The organism is Neobacillus terrae, assembly GCF_011393025.1.
GTDB lineage: Bacteria > Bacillota > Bacilli > Bacillales > Cytobacillaceae > Neobacillus_A > Neobacillus_A terrae.
In genome coordinates, this window is record NZ_JAAOEO010000033.1 from 14913 (window position 1) to 30701 (window position 15789).

At 39.5% G+C, this 15789-nt stretch carries 11 protein-coding genes and 1 pseudogene; 4 read left to right on the forward strand and 8 right to left on the reverse strand.

Features of this window, described 5'->3' with window-relative positions; all coding sequences use genetic code 11:
* Positions 1 to 17 precede the first annotated feature (17 nt).
* Positions 18 to 878 (reverse strand): CvfB family protein, encoded by an 861-nt coding sequence (locus G8761_RS24360; protein WP_166030541.1) that lies wholly within the window; start codon positions 876 to 878, stop codon positions 18 to 20.
* A gap of 125 nt (positions 879 to 1003) precedes the next feature.
* Between G8761_RS24360 and G8761_RS24365 the strand changes: the two genes are divergently transcribed.
* Together G8761_RS24365 and G8761_RS24370 are read left to right on the forward strand one after the other, a co-directional pair.
* Positions 1004 to 1495, forward strand: a complete 492-nt coding sequence (locus G8761_RS24365) for a YajQ family cyclic di-GMP-binding protein (RefSeq protein ID WP_166030542.1) — start codon at positions 1004 to 1006, stop codon at positions 1493 to 1495.
* Positions 1496 to 1783: 288 nt separating this feature from the next.
* Positions 1784 to 2656, forward strand: a complete 873-nt coding sequence (locus G8761_RS24370; protein WP_166030543.1) for an SDR family oxidoreductase — start codon at positions 1784 to 1786, stop codon at positions 2654 to 2656.
* Positions 2657 to 2714: 58 nt separating this feature from the next.
* Here the strand turns inward: G8761_RS24370 and G8761_RS24375 are convergent, their stop codons facing one another.
* The 7 genes and pseudogenes from G8761_RS24375 to G8761_RS24400 form a co-directional block, all read right to left on the reverse strand.
* Positions 2715 to 3734, reverse strand: a complete 1020-nt coding sequence (locus G8761_RS24375) for a LacI family DNA-binding transcriptional regulator (RefSeq protein WP_166030544.1) — start codon at positions 3732 to 3734, stop codon at positions 2715 to 2717.
* Positions 3735 to 3778: 44 nt separating this feature from the next.
* A complete protein-coding gene (locus tag G8761_RS28175) occupies positions 3779 to 4153 on the reverse strand; it encodes a DUF5110 domain-containing protein (RefSeq protein WP_420800281.1) in 375 nt (124 codons plus the stop codon).
* A 23-nt stretch (positions 4154 to 4176) separates the two neighbouring features.
* A pseudogene (locus G8761_RS28180) lies at positions 4177 to 6141 on the reverse strand (glycoside hydrolase family 31 protein); the annotation flags it as partial.
* Positions 6142 to 6166: 25 nt separating this feature from the next.
* The gene (locus G8761_RS24385; protein ID WP_166030545.1) at positions 6167 to 7705 is read right to left on the reverse strand and encodes an alpha-amylase family glycosyl hydrolase; all 1539 of its coding nucleotides are present in this window, start codon (positions 7703 to 7705) and stop codon (positions 6167 to 6169) included.
* 132 nt (positions 7706 to 7837) lie between these two features.
* Positions 7838 to 8680, reverse strand: coding sequence for a sugar ABC transporter permease (locus G8761_RS24390; protein ID WP_166030546.1), 843 nt, complete (start codon positions 8678 to 8680; stop codon positions 7838 to 7840).
* Between the two features lies 1 nt (position 8681).
* Positions 8682 to 9968, reverse strand: a complete 1287-nt coding sequence (locus G8761_RS24395; protein WP_166030547.1) for a sugar ABC transporter permease — start codon at positions 9966 to 9968, stop codon at positions 8682 to 8684.
* A gap of 153 nt (positions 9969 to 10121) precedes the next feature.
* A complete protein-coding gene (locus G8761_RS24400; protein WP_166030548.1) occupies positions 10122 to 11387 on the reverse strand; it encodes a sugar ABC transporter substrate-binding protein in 1266 nt (421 codons plus the stop codon).
* Positions 11388 to 11673: 286 nt separating this feature from the next.
* Here G8761_RS24400 and G8761_RS24405 point away from each other — a divergent pair, with 286 nt between their 5' ends.
* Both G8761_RS24405 and G8761_RS24410 read left to right on the forward strand, forming a co-directional pair.
* Entirely contained in the window at positions 11674 to 13431 is a 1758-nt protein-coding gene (locus G8761_RS24405) for an alpha amylase N-terminal ig-like domain-containing protein (protein WP_166030549.1), read from the forward strand.
* Between the two features lie 99 nt (positions 13432 to 13530).
* Entirely contained in the window at positions 13531 to 14874 is a 1344-nt protein-coding gene (locus G8761_RS24410; RefSeq protein ID WP_166030550.1) for an MATE family efflux transporter, read from the forward strand.
* The last annotated feature ends 915 nt before the right edge of the window (positions 14875 to 15789 follow it).

A 15789-nucleotide genomic window follows, 5' to 3' on the forward strand; every position in this document is an offset into this window, starting at 1 on the left:
GGCACCATGCCTGCTCTTTATTCTTTCTTATAGGTCCAGCTGCCTTCTTGATATACTTTGCCGTCCTTCATTAGCTTTCCCAGGGCTCTTTTAAACGCAGCCTTGCTAAGCTGGAAGCGATCCTTAATATCCTCCGGCATGCTCTTATCATTGAATGGCATGGCTCCATTCCGTGATAGAAGATAGTCATAAATCATTTCTGCATCCTCATCAAGGGCAGATTCTTTTCTGGCAAGCAGCGAGACATTTATGGTTCCATCTTCTTTAATATCTATTATTCTCCCCTCCACCTTTTGTCCGAGGCGAGGCTCCTTTTGCCTTTGGGATTCATGAATAAAACCTTTATATCCTTCAATTGTATAGATCCAGCTTCCTACCTTGGCGGTCCGGTAAATATGTCCCTGTACATTTTTATTAAAGTCTTTGCGGTCAGCTAACGTTGAAATCTCCTGAATGATCGGGTCAGTCGCAAGCTTTGCATAAATGCGGTAATTTCTGTCCGTTTTCAAAGTAACATAAAGCAGGTCACCGGGTTCTGGCCATACACTTGTATGTACAGGAAGGTCATCCTGGCCGAGTAATAGATCCTTTTGAAGGCCAATATCCAAAAACACTCCAAGTCCTGGGGTTTTATCCTTCACGGTTACCCAGCCGTAATTTCCGGCAGTAATGGGAGGAATTCTAGTTGATGCAGATAAGCGCCCGTGTGAGTCAGGATAGAGAAAAACCTCTACCGATTCCCCTTCCTCATATTCACGATCTGTTTCATTGCTATGCAATAACACATCTTCTGTTCCATCTGTCAAAAAATAACCGAATGCTGCTATACGGGCAACCTCTAAAACGGTAGTGGTGCCGGTTAATTCTATTAATGACAATTTGTTACCTCCTCTATTTCATCTAGTTTATTCAACCAGGTTGTTAGCATTGCTATATTTTACTATAATGAAGCCATATAAGGAAATAGTCTCTATATTTATATTCCAAGTACAGGAGGGATTTTATGTCCAAAGATAGCTCATTTGATATTGTATCCAAAGTTGATTTCTCAGAAGTAACAAATGCAATAGCGCAAACAATGAAAGAAATTCAAACACGGTATGACTTTAAAGGCAGCAAAAGTGAGGTTACACTCGACAAAGAGGAGCTTGTCCTAGTTTCAGATGACGAGTACAAGCTTGACCAACTAAAAGATGTACTTCTTGGGAAACTGATTAAACGAAACGTACCAATTAGAAATTTAGATTACAGCAAAATTGAAAAAGCTTCTGGTGGCACTGTCCGCCAGCGTGCCAAACTGATACAGGGTATTGATAAAGAAAATGCCAAAAAGATAAACACTATTATAAAAAATAGTGGGGTTAAGGTAAAAAGCCAGGTTCAGGACGACCAGGTCAGGGTTAGCGGAAAAAGCCGTGATGACCTGCAAAAAATTATTTCAGCAGTCAGAGAAGCAGATCTGACAGTCGATGTTCAATTTATTAATTACAGATAATAGTTTTCTACAGCGAAAGAGTGAATACTCTTTCGCTTTTTATTTTACGATAGAGGAAGTAATCAGCATTTGTTGTTTCGGGATTACATACAGCGGTGTGACCGTTTTCGATGTAAAAGTTCGGTCCCATCTAGCCAAATGTTCTTTATTCCTTTATATTTATCCCCCCTTCTCACCAAAAAGCTGGCACTTCGATCCTAAAGTTGTCTCCTTCCTTGTTTTTCCATGTTTTTTCTAACCATAAAAAGGAATTATGAATATAGGAGTTATGAAAATGGAGGGATTTTTATGTCAAATAATAGTAAACAGCAAAAAAATGGATTTCCACCGCAGCACCAAAACCAGCAGCCAGGTACAGAAGGACAAATGAATCCGGAACCAGTATCAGTCGACCCTTCCTATAAAGGCAGCGGCAAATTATCAAATAAAACCGCCATTATTACAGGCGGTGATAGTGGTATTGGAAAATCAGTCGCGATTTACTTCGCAAAAGAGGGTGCCGATGTCGCAATTATTTATTTAGAGGAAAATAGTGATGCCAAAGAAACCAGACAGCTTATTGAGGCTGAAGGGCGCAAGTGCCTTCTTATTGCGGGGGATATCGGCGATGAGTCCTTCTGTAAAGATGCAGTTCAACAAACAATGGATGAGTTCGGAAAAATTGATATCCTTGTTAATAATGCAGGTGAACAGCATCCGCAAAAAAGCATACTCGATATTAGTGCCGAGCAGCTTGAACGAACGTTCAAAACAAACATTTTCTCTATGTTTTACTTAACAAAAGCTGTTCTGCCTCATTTGAGCAAAGGAGCTTCCATTATTAATACAGCTTCCATAACTGCATATGCAGGCAATGAACAGTTGATCGACTACTCATCGACCAAAGGTGCTATTGTAACCTTCACAAGGTCTTTGTCGATGTCTCTGGCTGCGCAAGGTATTAGAGTGAATGGAGTTGCCCCTGGACCAATCTGGACTCCACTTATCCCTTCAACCTTTTCTGCCGACCAGGTGGCAAAATTCGGTACAGACACACCAATGGGACGAGCTGGGCAGCCTTACGAACTGGCACCAAGCTATGTTTTCCTTGCATCAGATGACTCCACCTATATTACAGGCCAGATGATCCACGTTAATGGAGGAAAAGTAGTAAATGGTTAACGACTACATTGTTTCTAATAAAAACGAGACAAAGCGGTGCTTTGCCTCGTTTTTTTTATTATAATTTTGAACAGGAATGCCGTTCAACCAGGTTATGAGAAATAATTATCCGCTTGGTTGGCTCATTATTGTTTTCAATTTTTTGGATAAGGCTTTTGGATGCCTGATATCCAAGATCAAGAATATTTATATCAACTGAAGTTAATGGCGGCTTTGACATTTCTGCCAGCAAAACATTATTGAAGCTGACAATAGAGATATCCTCTGGAACTCTTATTCCCAGTTCGTCAAGTGTATTTAATACACCCAATGCCATGAAATCATCGGCAACAACCAATGCAGTCGGATGCTCTTTTAACTGCATAAGTTCTGCAACAGCTTCCTGCCCGCCTTCCCGAAGAAACTCTTCTTGAACAATATATTCATTCCGAAGAGGAATATTGGCATCTCTCAAGGCCCTCTCATAGCCTAATAAGCGGTCGACAGTTACCACTAAATCCAAGCTGCCCCCGATAAAGGCAATTTGATGGTGACCCAAACCAATCAAATATTCTGTTGCTTCTCTCATTGCCCTGAAATTATCATTATCAACATGCGTGATTTCTTCGACATGCTTATATGGTTTTCCAACCACTACAAAAGGAAAGTCTCTTTCCTTTAAATAAGAAATTACCTTATCCTCGACTTTAGAGTAAAGAAGGACCACTCCATCCACTCTTCTGCCCTGGACCATATGAATAACAGCATCAAGGGTTTCATCTTCCGATTTTCCAGTTGTCATATGAAGAGCATAATTTTTCTCGTGAGCCCCTTCACTTATTCCCTGCAGGACGGTCGGGAAAAAAGGATTTTGGAAAACCACATCACCGGAACTGGGCATTACAAGGCCGATTGCCTGCGTTGATTGGCTGGCCAGGCTTCTTGCTATAAAATTAGGATGGTATCCAAGCTGCTCCATCGCTTCTTTTACTTTTTTCTTTGTTTTTTCACTTATTCTTGGACTATTGGCAATTACCCTTGAAACAGTTGAAGGGGCAACATTTGCCATTTTTGCAACTTCTTTAATCGTAACAGCCATTCATTTCACCTCTTTCAAAGAAGTTACTACATTCTTAATTAATATTATAAAGTAAAAATAACTTTTTGATTGCTCTTTTTTTCAGCCAGGAACGGCTTTCCATTGATTAAAATATTCCATTTTTCCGATTTGCCATGAATGACGAATTCTATTTCACTCCAATTCGGTTTATAGCTACCTTTTTTATTAACATTTATATTAATTTGATTTTCACCGGACTGGGAAATATCAAACTCAGCCAAAATATATCTTCCAGCCTCGTAGTCGAAAGAAATTCCATCATCATCATAAAAATGATAAACAGCCTTCTCATTTTCCTTAAAATAAATATGAAGCTGAATTCTTTTGTCCTTTTTTTCAGAAGTAAGTTTAGGTTCTCCCAGAACAATAACCGACCCATGTTTAATAAAAATAGGCAAAATATCAAGTTCAGCCTGAATTAGATGGTAGGTGCCGCCTTCCCATACTTTATCGGACCAATAATCAATCCAGGAACCTTCAGGGAGGTAAACTGCCCGTTGGTTAGCTCCTGGCTGCATGACTGGTGCAACTATTACATTTTCCCCAAGCATAAATTGATCCGAAATCTGATAGGTATTGGTATCATCGGGATATTCAAAAAAAAGTGGCCTCATAACAGGTGTACCCTTCATACTTGCTTCTGCAAACAGTTTATATAATTGAGGAAGCCAAAGGTAACGAAGCTCAATATACTTTTTAATAATCTTTTCGTATTTCTCCCCGAATGACCAGGGCTCCTGACGAACTGAGCCAATGACAGAATGATTCCGGAAATACGGCGTGAAGGCTCCCGCCTGTGTCCACCTTGCGAGCAATTCACCACTTGCATCGTGAGCAAAGCCTCCAACATCAGTACCTGAGAATGTGACACCGGATAAACCAAGATTAAGGACCATGGGAATAGACATTTGCAAATGCTCCCAAAAACTCCGGTTATCTCCTGTCCAGACTGCTGAATATCGCTGGACGCCCGCAAAGCCTGCTCTTGTTAGCAAAAACGGTCTCTTGCCTTTTAGCCCTTTTTTCATACCGGAATACGTTGCCTCACCCATCATCAATCCATAAAGATTGTGAAACTCTCTATGCGTTTTAAGACTGCCGTCCTGGTTATGGACTACCTTCAAATCCATCGTTTTCGTTTCATTAAAAACAGCTGGTTCATTCATATCATTCAGATGCCTTCGATTCCTGTATTTGTATAAAAACGATGTTGTTCCCCCCACCACTCTCTAACAGGAGCTGCGGCAAAGTCAGGAAAGGCGCTCTTGCCAGGCCAAACATCACCAAAATAGATATTTCCTTCTAGGTATCGGCAAAAGTATTCTTTCTTTACTCCTTCTGAATAAACCGGATATTCAGGATCCTCTTTAACTCCTGGATCTACAATGGGAACAATACGGATCCCGTTTTCCTTAAGCTCCGTAACCATTTCTTCAAAACGGGGAAACCTTTCCCGGTCCACAGTAAATACTCTGTAACCATCCATATAATGAATATCAAGATAAATGGCATCAAGCGGAATCCCTTTACTTTTAAAAGCCTCGGCTAAGGCCAAAACTTCTTTCTCGTTTTCATAGCTGTATCGGGATTGATGGTAGCCAATCGCCCATTTAGGGGGAATCGGCATTCTCCCGGTTAGAAAAGTATATTGTTCTAATACCTCCTTAGGAGAAGGTCCAGCAAAAATATAGTAATCCAGCTGCCCGCCTTCTGCCTTAAAGGAATATTCTGATTGACTTGACTTGAGATCAAACACGGATTTAAAGGTATTGTCAAAAAAGATCCCGTGCGTATTCCCTCGTCTCATTGTCAGATAGAATGGAATTGACTGATAGAGTGCATCCGTTTCAGGATTATGGGGGGAATAAACGTCGGTATTCCACATTGTAAGTTTTTCCCCGCGTTTATTGAGAAATCCAGACTTTTCTCCAAATCCATAAAAGAAATCATCTTTATTCATTTCTTTAAAACAAAAAACTTCTTTTCTATGAGAATACGCTATCCCATGTTTTCCATCACTGACAATCTCACGGTCTTGATAATCGTAAACCTTTATGTGTAATGGAACTTTATTTATATAAATCTTTAACCGAGAGGTTTGGCAGAGTATAAAGTCTTCGCTTTCTTCTACCTTAAAATCAACCTTCTCCTGCTTTCCAATGACAGCTTGGCTTGAGGAAAGGTTTGTCTCCCCGAAAAAATTAATGACAAATCTAACAATATCTTTCCGGATAAAAATAAGCTTTAACTCTCCTGATTCAGTAGAAATAGAAATGCCTTGTTCCTCCTTCAAGAAACGGAGAACTCTTCCAATACTCAAGTATTCTGTCCCCGCATTGACATGACTCATATCTGCCTGGATGGCTGAGCTTGAATCATCTACCATGACTAATCCCCTTTTTCAATAAACCCTATTGTTTTGTGGCCCGCTTTCTTTTAACAATGAGGAAAATAAAGACAGCAAACGCAGCCCAAACTGCTGCAACAGATATAATTAGAGGGTAATTAAGGCCGGTCTTATCGGCAAGAACATAAATTTCTGCTGTCGCCCTATCCAGGATGATAGTATAAGAACCATCTTTGCTTTTTACCACATCCCCACCCAGAAGTCCGCGCAGTTCCTTTCCCTCAGCCAGCTGATTTCCCTTTAAGGTCACCGTTTGCGATTTGCTTGTATTATTGATAGCAACGACAGTTGTTTCCTTTTTGTACTTTCTTTTATAAACTGCCATACCGTTTTCTTCGTATAACTTTTCCATTGTCCCTCTCGTTAAAGAAGGAAGCTGCTGGCGAAGCTCGCCGATTTTAGTAATATAATCAATCAGCTCCTTGTCAGCCCTGAAATTCATTTGTCTGCGGTTATCTGGATCATTTCCACCGTTGAGAGCAATTTCACTTCCGTAATAGACAATTGGGATGCCAGGAGCCGTGTATAAATAAGTTAAAGCCATTTTCCATTGGCTTCCAGGGTTCTGCCTGTATTTGACAATATCACGAGTAAATCTTGGGGTGTCATGGTTATCCATAAAATTACCCATTAAATATGGATCTTCATAAATTTTTTTATTTCTCTCCCAATCACTGAAAAGCCAGCTAAGAGTCTGGTCTGGTTTTGCAAAAGCTGTACGCAGATGGTCGTTAAGCGGATAATCAACAAAACCATCTATTCCTGCTTTATCATATTTAGCTATGTAATTAGGATCGTTTGACCAAACTTCTCCCAGCAAATAAAAATCTTTTTTCTGTTTTTTAACTGCTTTTGAAAAGTCTGACCAGAATGCAGTTGGTACGTGCCTTACTGTATCCAGACGGTAACCGTCAATGTCAGTTTTTTTAATCCACCATGTAGCAGCATCAATAAGATATTTTTCAACTTTAGGATTTTCTGTATTTAAATCAGGAAGCCCATATAACCAGCCATTTTCAAGTTCTTTTTGATCATTCCAGTTAGCAATATCTTTTTGCTCGTGAAACCAGTCTTTCTTAGACGGATCGTTTACCCAGGGATTATTTTTCCCAACATGATTGGCTACAAAATCCAGAATAACTTTAATCCCGCGCTTATGCGCCTCCTTTACAAGCTTTTGAAAGGTTGCCATTGACCCAAAATGCTCATCAGGCTTGTAAAAATTCTTTATCCAATAACCATGATATCCTGGATCTTCATTATCAAAGATGGGAGTCATCCAAATAGCTGTAAAGCCCATATCCTTCAGATAATCAAGCTTATCAATAATTCCCTGGAAATCTCCGCCATGGTACGCAAGCGGATCCAGTGTATTTACATTCATATCATTTTTTGTATCTCCGTCATTAAAACGGTCCACCATTAAAAAATAAACTGTCTCATCCTGCCATTTTCGATCTTGCTTTTTTTCAGCTGCCTGTACCGGTAGTGATGAAAGAAATAGTACTAAAACCAGTGCTAAAGCAGACAATTTTTTTACCATTATTAAGTTACCTCCTAAAAGCATCCGTTGCTTGTTGCGTTTTGCACAAGAAACTTTAAAAATAGGGAAGGGGGAGATCCCCTTCCCTAAACTATATTTTAAGCTAATTGGTCCAAGTGTCCAAATAATTTCTTACCCTTTTGTTCCTCCAGCGGTTAATCCAGAAACAAAGTAGCGCTGGAAGGATAGGAATAGTATGGCAATCGGCACGGCAATAAGAACGGCACCCGCAGCAAATGTAGTAAACTCTGCACCAAACTGCTTTGCAACAAGGTCATAAAGTCCTACAGCCAATGTATATTTAGATTCCGTACGGAGCAATACACTTGCAATGATGAAATCGCCAAACGGAGCAATAAAGGCAAACAATGCTACGACCGCGATGATTGGAGTTGCAAGCGGCATAACGATCTGGAAAAAGATCCTTAAGTGGCCGGCACCGTCAATTTTTGCGGATTCGTCCAGCTCTTTAGGAATAGTATCCAAGTATCCCTTCATCAGCCATGTGTTCATTGGTATCTGACCGCCCACATATACACATATTAAACCGAGATGAGTATCAATTAGATGAGTCAGCATACCCAAGATATAAATGGCAATCAGAGCTGCAAAGTTTGGAATCATTTGCAGGATTAAGAACGTAAGCAAGCTGTTTTTCCTTCCGATAAAACGGTAGCGGGAAAATGAATAAGCAGTGAGACTAACCAGAATTACAGTGAAAATCATAGTTAGAATACTAACCTTTAAGGAATTAAGATACCAATATACATAGTTGCTTTTTGCTGTGTTAAAAAGCTCTTTGTAGTGGATCAAAGAAGCATTCTTAGGAATGATCGTTGAACCTGATAAACTCTGGCCAGGGTTAAAAGATGAACCAATAATCCAAGCCAATGGGTACAGGATAATAACAAACATAGCCAAGATTACCAAGTAAGTTAGCGTCAGTCGTGTGAATTTCTGTCTTTTTATATTCATATTACATCATATCCTCTTCCTGGAATGATTTCGTTCTCTTAAATTGCCATAGCGCCGCTGAAATAACGATTATGGAAAGCAGCAGGGTAATGGATGCAGCTTTCGAATATTCCGCAGATGACATTGTCAGGCGATAAATCCAGGATATCAAAATATCCGTACCACCAGCATTTTGCCCTGGTTCTGCCGGACCGCCTCCGTTAAATAGATAGATAATATTAAAGTTGTTAAAGTTAAACGTATATTGTGTGATTAGGATTGGTGCAGTCGCAAAAAGTACAAGTGGCAGGGTAATGCTCTTGAATTTTTGAAAGCTTGAAGCACCATCTACCGTAGCTGCTTCGTAAAGTTCATCTGGTATAGACTGCAGGACACCTGTTGTCATGGCGAAAATGAATGGGAATCCGAGCCATGATTGGATTAAAATCAAAGCAATACGTGTGTATAGCTTTTCAGTCATCCAAGGAAGTCCATTGATATGCAAGAAACCCAGAATATCACGGTTAATCGCACCAAAAGATTCATTGAACATACCTGCAAAAACAAGAATAGATACGAATGCAGGTACTGCCCAAGGAAGTATAAATACTGTACGGATAATAGCTTTACCTTTTACATCCTTCTGGTTAACGATAATGGCAAGAAAAATTCCTAGTGCTACTTGAAGAGTTGTTGCACAGAATGTCCAGACAAGGGTCCATGCAAGAACTCCAAAGAATGTCTGGCGCCAAATATCAATCTCAAAAATATCAAAGAAGTTTTTGATTCCTACCCAGTCTACCAATTTAGCAGGTGGTGAATGGTAAAGATCATAGTTTGTAAAAGCGAGTAAAATTACAAAGATGATAGGAAAAACTACAACAAAGATAAGCAATAAAAATCCTGGCGTCATAATTAAATATGGAAATCCATTGTCTACCAGGTTGTGATATTGTTCCTTAACAGTTGAAAGCGGCTCATTTTGATCCCGCATTCTCCCTGTTTTAAATGCATCACGCAGATTAAATGCGTAAAAGCCAAGACCGAAAACAACTACAATTATGGCTAGAATCCCATAAACTAAAAGGAATATAGAATGATCCCGCGGCAGTTCCTCTCCCAGCGTGACTATTCCCCATAATCCAATATTCAAGAGATCCTTGAATACATAAATAAATGCGGCAGCAAGGACAAGAAATGCGCCACCTTTTAAAAATTGTTTGTTATAGAGCTGTCCCAGACCTGGAATAAGTGATAGGAGCAGCGCTGTTCTTCGATGTTTGGTTGGATAGGATAATTCAGCAGACATCCTATATTCCCCTTTCTTTTTCTAAATGACTATTTTTTAAGCACAGATTCTTTATGAAGGAAAAAAGTATTTTTTCCCTCATAAAGAATCTGAACTCTGGTCTGTAAAAATAGAGGGCAGTACCTCCATGGAGGAGGCACCACCGCCATTTAATTACTTCTTGATTTGAGCTTTAATTTGTTCTACTGCAGAATCAAGAGCTTTTTTAGGTTCTTGTTTGTTTGTTACAACAGTTTGAAGAGAGTCAGCCATTGGCTTCCAAACCTGTCCCATTTCAGGAACGTTTGGCATTGGAACAGCGTATTGAGACTGTTCTGCTACAGCTTTTGCACCTTCGTCGTCTTTAATTGCAGGATCGTCAACTAAAGCAGTGTTTGTTGGAACTTCAGCAGTTTTTGTGAAACGGTATTTAGCATTTTCGTCGTTAGTGATGAACTCTAAGAATTTAGTAGCCCATTCCTGATTTTTAGAGAATGCAGATACATGCCATCCTTTAACACCCATAAATGTTTTTACGTGCTCACCATTTGGAAGTGTTGGAAGTGCAGTGATACCAATGTCAATTCCTTTGTCTCTATATGGCTGGAATGCCCAAGGACCGCTCATAACGGAAGCAGCTTTGCCATCTCCGAATAATCCGTCCATTGCAGATCCGCCGTTTTCGCCGATGATACCTTTAGGGAATAAGCCTTCTTTGTACCATTTTTGGATATACTCAGTACCTTTTACAGCACCTTCGTTGTTTAGGCCGATATCAGTTACATCCACTTTGCCATCGTCAGAAGTTTTGAAGACATATCCGCCCATACCGCCGATGATGCCGTGTGCGAAGTAGAAGTTATCCCAAAGTGCAAGGAAACCATACTTGCCATCTTTAGTGAAGCCTTTAGAAAAAGTGTAAAGATCGTCCATTGTTTTTGGAACTTCAGTCATAAGCTTTTTGTTGTAAATGAAAACTGGAGTTTCAGAAGACTTTGGAAGTCCATAAAGTTTTCCATCATAAGTTTCAGCATCAATAGAAGGTTTTGAGAATCTATCAGTTACTTTGCTGTCAACTTTTAATGCTGCAATAAGACCTTCAGTTGCAACCTGTCCAACTTGGTCATGTGGTAAAGTTACGATATCCGGACCAGTTCCGGCAGGACCATCAAGACGTAATTGGTCGCGCATTTTTGTAGCCATTTCAACTTCTTTAAACTCGATTTTAACGCCGTTTTGTTTTTCGAAATCTGCTGCTACTTTCTTAAGCCAGCCGGATTTATCTTTATCTTCCCATACAACCAGCTTTTCCGGTTTAGCAGAAGCTTCCTCCTTCTTGCCGGTGTTTTTGCTGCTAGTGTCGTCTTTCTTAGGACCACAAGCTGCTAATACACCTAGCATTAGGACGATCATCATAAAAATTGATAACCCCTTTTTCATTTGAACCCCTCCTGAAGAATAAATAAAAAATTTTGCAGTGTATAACCGTTTCATCTGAACAGCAATTCACTAATAAGCGCTTACATTCTGTGAAAACGATTGCACAATGTAATTTAATTATAATGCTTATCTCTAATTTGACAACTACTTTAAAAAAAAAAAAAAAAATTTATATCTTTCTTTTAGTAACATTTTCGACAATTTTAATGGGTAAGAATTTATCGTTGACATTGTTAATTTGGTCAAATAACCTATATATATTATGTACGGAAAGGATGAAATAATTTTGTTTAAAGAAGCCGTTTATCATCGCCCTAAAGAAAATTATGCATACGCTTGCACTGAAAAAGAATTGCATATCAGGATTAGAACTAAAAAAAATGATATGAAAGAAGTTACATTATTGCATGGAGATCCTTATGAATGGGAAGATGGCAAATGGAAAACCAAAACATCTCCAATGATTAAGAGCGGATCTGACCAATTATTTGACTACTGGTTTATCAGCATTGCCCCCCCTTTTAGGAGATTAAGATATGGATTTATCTTAAATGACGGGAAAGAATCTGTCTGCTATACAGAAAAAGGGTTCTATAATGAGGCTCCGATGGATGACACTGCCTATTATTTTTGCTTTCCTTATCTAAATAATGTCGATGTTTTCCGTGCTCCTGATTGGGTTAAAAATACGGTGTGGTATCAAATTTTCCCTGAACGTTTTGCCAATGGCAATAGCGAAAATGACCCCGAAGGTGCTCTCCCTTGGGGATCAGCGGAACCTTCCCGTACAAATTTCTTTGGCGGGGACCTTGAAGGTGTGATCCAGCACATTGACCATCTTAAAGAGCTGGGTATAAGCGGAATTTATTTTACGCCAATTTTTAAAGCATACTCCAACCATAAATACGATACGATTGATTATATGGAAATTGATCCGCAGTTTGGAACCAAAGAAACTTTTAAAAAGATGGTTGAAATATGCCACGAAAATGGAATAAAGGTTATGCTTGATGCTGTTTTCAACCATAGCGGCTTTTACTTCCCTCAATTCCAGGACGTTCTCGAAAACGGTGAAAATTCCCGTTTTAAAAATTGGTTCCATATCCGTGAGTTTCCGATCGTGACTGAGCCAATTCCAAACTATGACACCTTTGCTTTTACAGAATTGATGCCTAAATTAAATACCGAACATCCAGAGGTTAAAGAATATCTATTAGAAGTTGGACGCTATTGGGTCAGAGAATTTAACATCGACGGCTGGCGCCTGGACGTAGCTAACGAAGTCGACCATGCTTTCTGGCGTGAATTCCGAAAAGAAGTAAAAGCAATCAAACCAGAGTTATATATTCTCGGAGAGATTTGGCATGATTCAATGCCATGGCTGCGCGGTGACCAGTTTGATGCAGTTATGAATTATCCTTTTACTACAAATATCCTTAACTTGTTTGCAAAAGAAACAATTAGTGTTAATGAATTTATTGAAAATATGTCCCATGTAATTCATATGTATCCTCAAAATGTTAACGAGGTTGCTTTCAATCTTGTTGATAGCCATGATACACCAAGAATATTGACCGAATGCGGGGAGGACGTTGACCGCCTTAAACAGGTTTACAGTCTCCTCCTTACCTTTATTGGAACACCATGCATTTATTATGGAGATGAGGTCGGCCTAAACGGTGAACAGGACCCCGGCTGCAGAAAGTGCATGGAGTGGGACCTGGAGAAACAAAATCGGGATCTATTTGCCCACGTACAAAAGTTGATTGCCCTGCGCCAGGAAAATCCTCTACTGGCAAACGAAGGTCAGCTTTCCTTTATTCCTGGGGAATATCACGAAACCTGTCTTGCCTATACAAAATCTAATGGAGAAAGAACGGCTGTTGTCATCCTCAATACCGGAAATAATACCGTAGATTATGTTCTGCCTTTTAACCTATCTGGGAAGTCTGTTCGCAATTTATGGACAAAGGAAGAAATATCTGGAACTGATAAATTATCAATTCAGCTGCCTTCAAAAGGCTTTGCCATCCTTGAGTTTTAATGGTTTAATATTCAGAGACATATGATATTTAGAAGCGGGCAGGGTCCTTTACTGAACCTTGTCCGCGTTCTTTTGTTTTTACGGGGATGGGGGTTATTTATGGAAAAAACAGCAAAGAAAGTGACCTTGTTTACTATAACCTGGCCATTATTTATTGAAATTTTACTTTATATGCTAATGGGCAACGCTGATACACTTATGCTCTCCTTTTACTCAGACAAAGCTGTGGCTGCAGTCGGGGTATCCAATCAGATTCTTTCGCTTGTCATTGTGATGTTTGGTTTTGTTGCCACTGGAACTTCCATCCTTGTAGCACAAAATCTTGGAGCAAAACATGGGAAAAACGCAACCGAAATTGCGGCAGTCTCACTTGGAGCCAACTTTCTCTTTGGACTTCTGCTCAGTGCCATTGCATTTTTCTTCGGCGGATATCTTTTGCGGCTGATGGACTTACCTGATGAATTAATGAATGAGGCTCAAATTTTTTTGAAAATAGTTGGTGGTTTTTCTTTTATACAGGCATTAATTATGACAATTAGTGCTATTATCAGAAGCTATGGTTATACACGTGACTCCATGTTTTTAGCAGTGGGTATGAATATTTTAAATGTTACGGGAAACTCGTTATTTATTTTTGGATTATTAGGATTTCCGGTTCTGGGCCCTGAGGGTGTAGCTATTTCAACCACAGTCAGCCGTTTTATTGGATTTCTGTTTGCCCTTTATATTTTATTTAAACGGGTCCCTAGGCCCTTTCCTTTTAAGCTGATGTTTCGTTTCCCTAAGGAGCATATTGGCAATCTATTAAGAATTGGCGTTCCAGCCGCTGGTGAGAACTTATCTTATAATGCATCTCAAATGGTCATCACTTTTTTCATTACATCGTTGGGAACAGAGGCGCTGACCACGAAGGTCTATGCGCAAAATATCATGATGTTCATTTACCTTGGCAGTGTTGCCATAAGCCAGGGTACAGAGATTATGATTGGGCATATGGTCGGCGGTCAAAAACATGAAGAAGCCTATAAACGATGTTTAAAGAGTTTAAAACTTGCCATTATTATTTCTTTCTCTGCCTCATTGGTATTTTCTCTTTTCTCCCATCAGTTAGTTTCCTTCTTCACTCATAATAAAGAAATTGTCGCTTTAGGAAGTACGCTGATTTTACTAACGACTATTTTGGAACCCGGACGGTCTTTTAACCTGGTAATTATAAATGGCTTGCGTGCCTCCGGTGATGTCAGGTTCCCTGTCTACATGGGGATTCTCTCCATGTGGGGCGTCAGTGTCAGTCTTTCCTATATTCTTGGTATTCATTTTGGGCTTGGATTAGTGGGAGTATGGATCGCGTTTATCTGTGATGAGTGGCTTCGCGGAATTTTAATGTTAACAAGATGGCGGTCGCGAATTTGGGTAAATAAGGCTTTTGTTAAGGCGAGTTAAGGCCGGGAATTCCCGGCCTTTATTTAATATATTGAAAACATTCGTGTATAGTTGTAATATGAATCTGACAAATTGACATTTATAGCTCTGGCAGGCCGGAGGAGCAGGCCGTGCATATCTCCTCAACAGTATTCATTCTGTTGTGAATACGTGCATTTGCCCCTCGAAAGCGTGCATTCTTCTTTCATTTTCGTGCATTTCTTCCACGAAATCGTGCATTCTTTTCCTAATATCGTGCATTTTCCATTTAAAATTGTTTAAATATCTTTCTCACAGTCTATTTTTTGTGTTTTTCCTGTAAAATATCCTCGTTTTATGAGTCGCAAGACTACTTTACATAAATAAATTTCAAAAAACCATAAAGAGTTGGTAAAGAAGCATCCCCTTCCCAGCCCTTCTTAAAATTAGCTGCACTAAAAGACAGGCTCCATGACGATAATCCTAAAAAATACATGTAATAAAGGGATGGTATAAAAAAAGTGCCGGCTGCTACTACCTTTCTTTTCTCGATGAAAAGATCTATAACCTAATACTTCCCTCTGGAAAACACTTATTTCAAATTGATATCCTCATCCTTACCTCTTTTTATGGACTAGCTGTTGAATTTCGATTCAAAATTTTGTCAGCTCATCAAGCAGAGGAAACGGCTGGGGAATCCTTTTTCACAAGTGAGGCATCAAAGTAATCAGCTAACCAGCTTTTTCGCTGCAAATATTCTCCCCCCTCTCCCAATAGGGTATTTAGTTGTTTTGACTATCCTAAATGTCCTGCTTACAAAAAATCCTGAATTTACATTCAATTTAAAAGCTCCCCTGCTGTGATTTATACCCCGAATAAGGGACACGATTAAAAAAGTGCCCCCTTATTCGGGGTTTTTTGTGTTCCTCAGAAAAAATCCCGTTTATAATGAGTCCA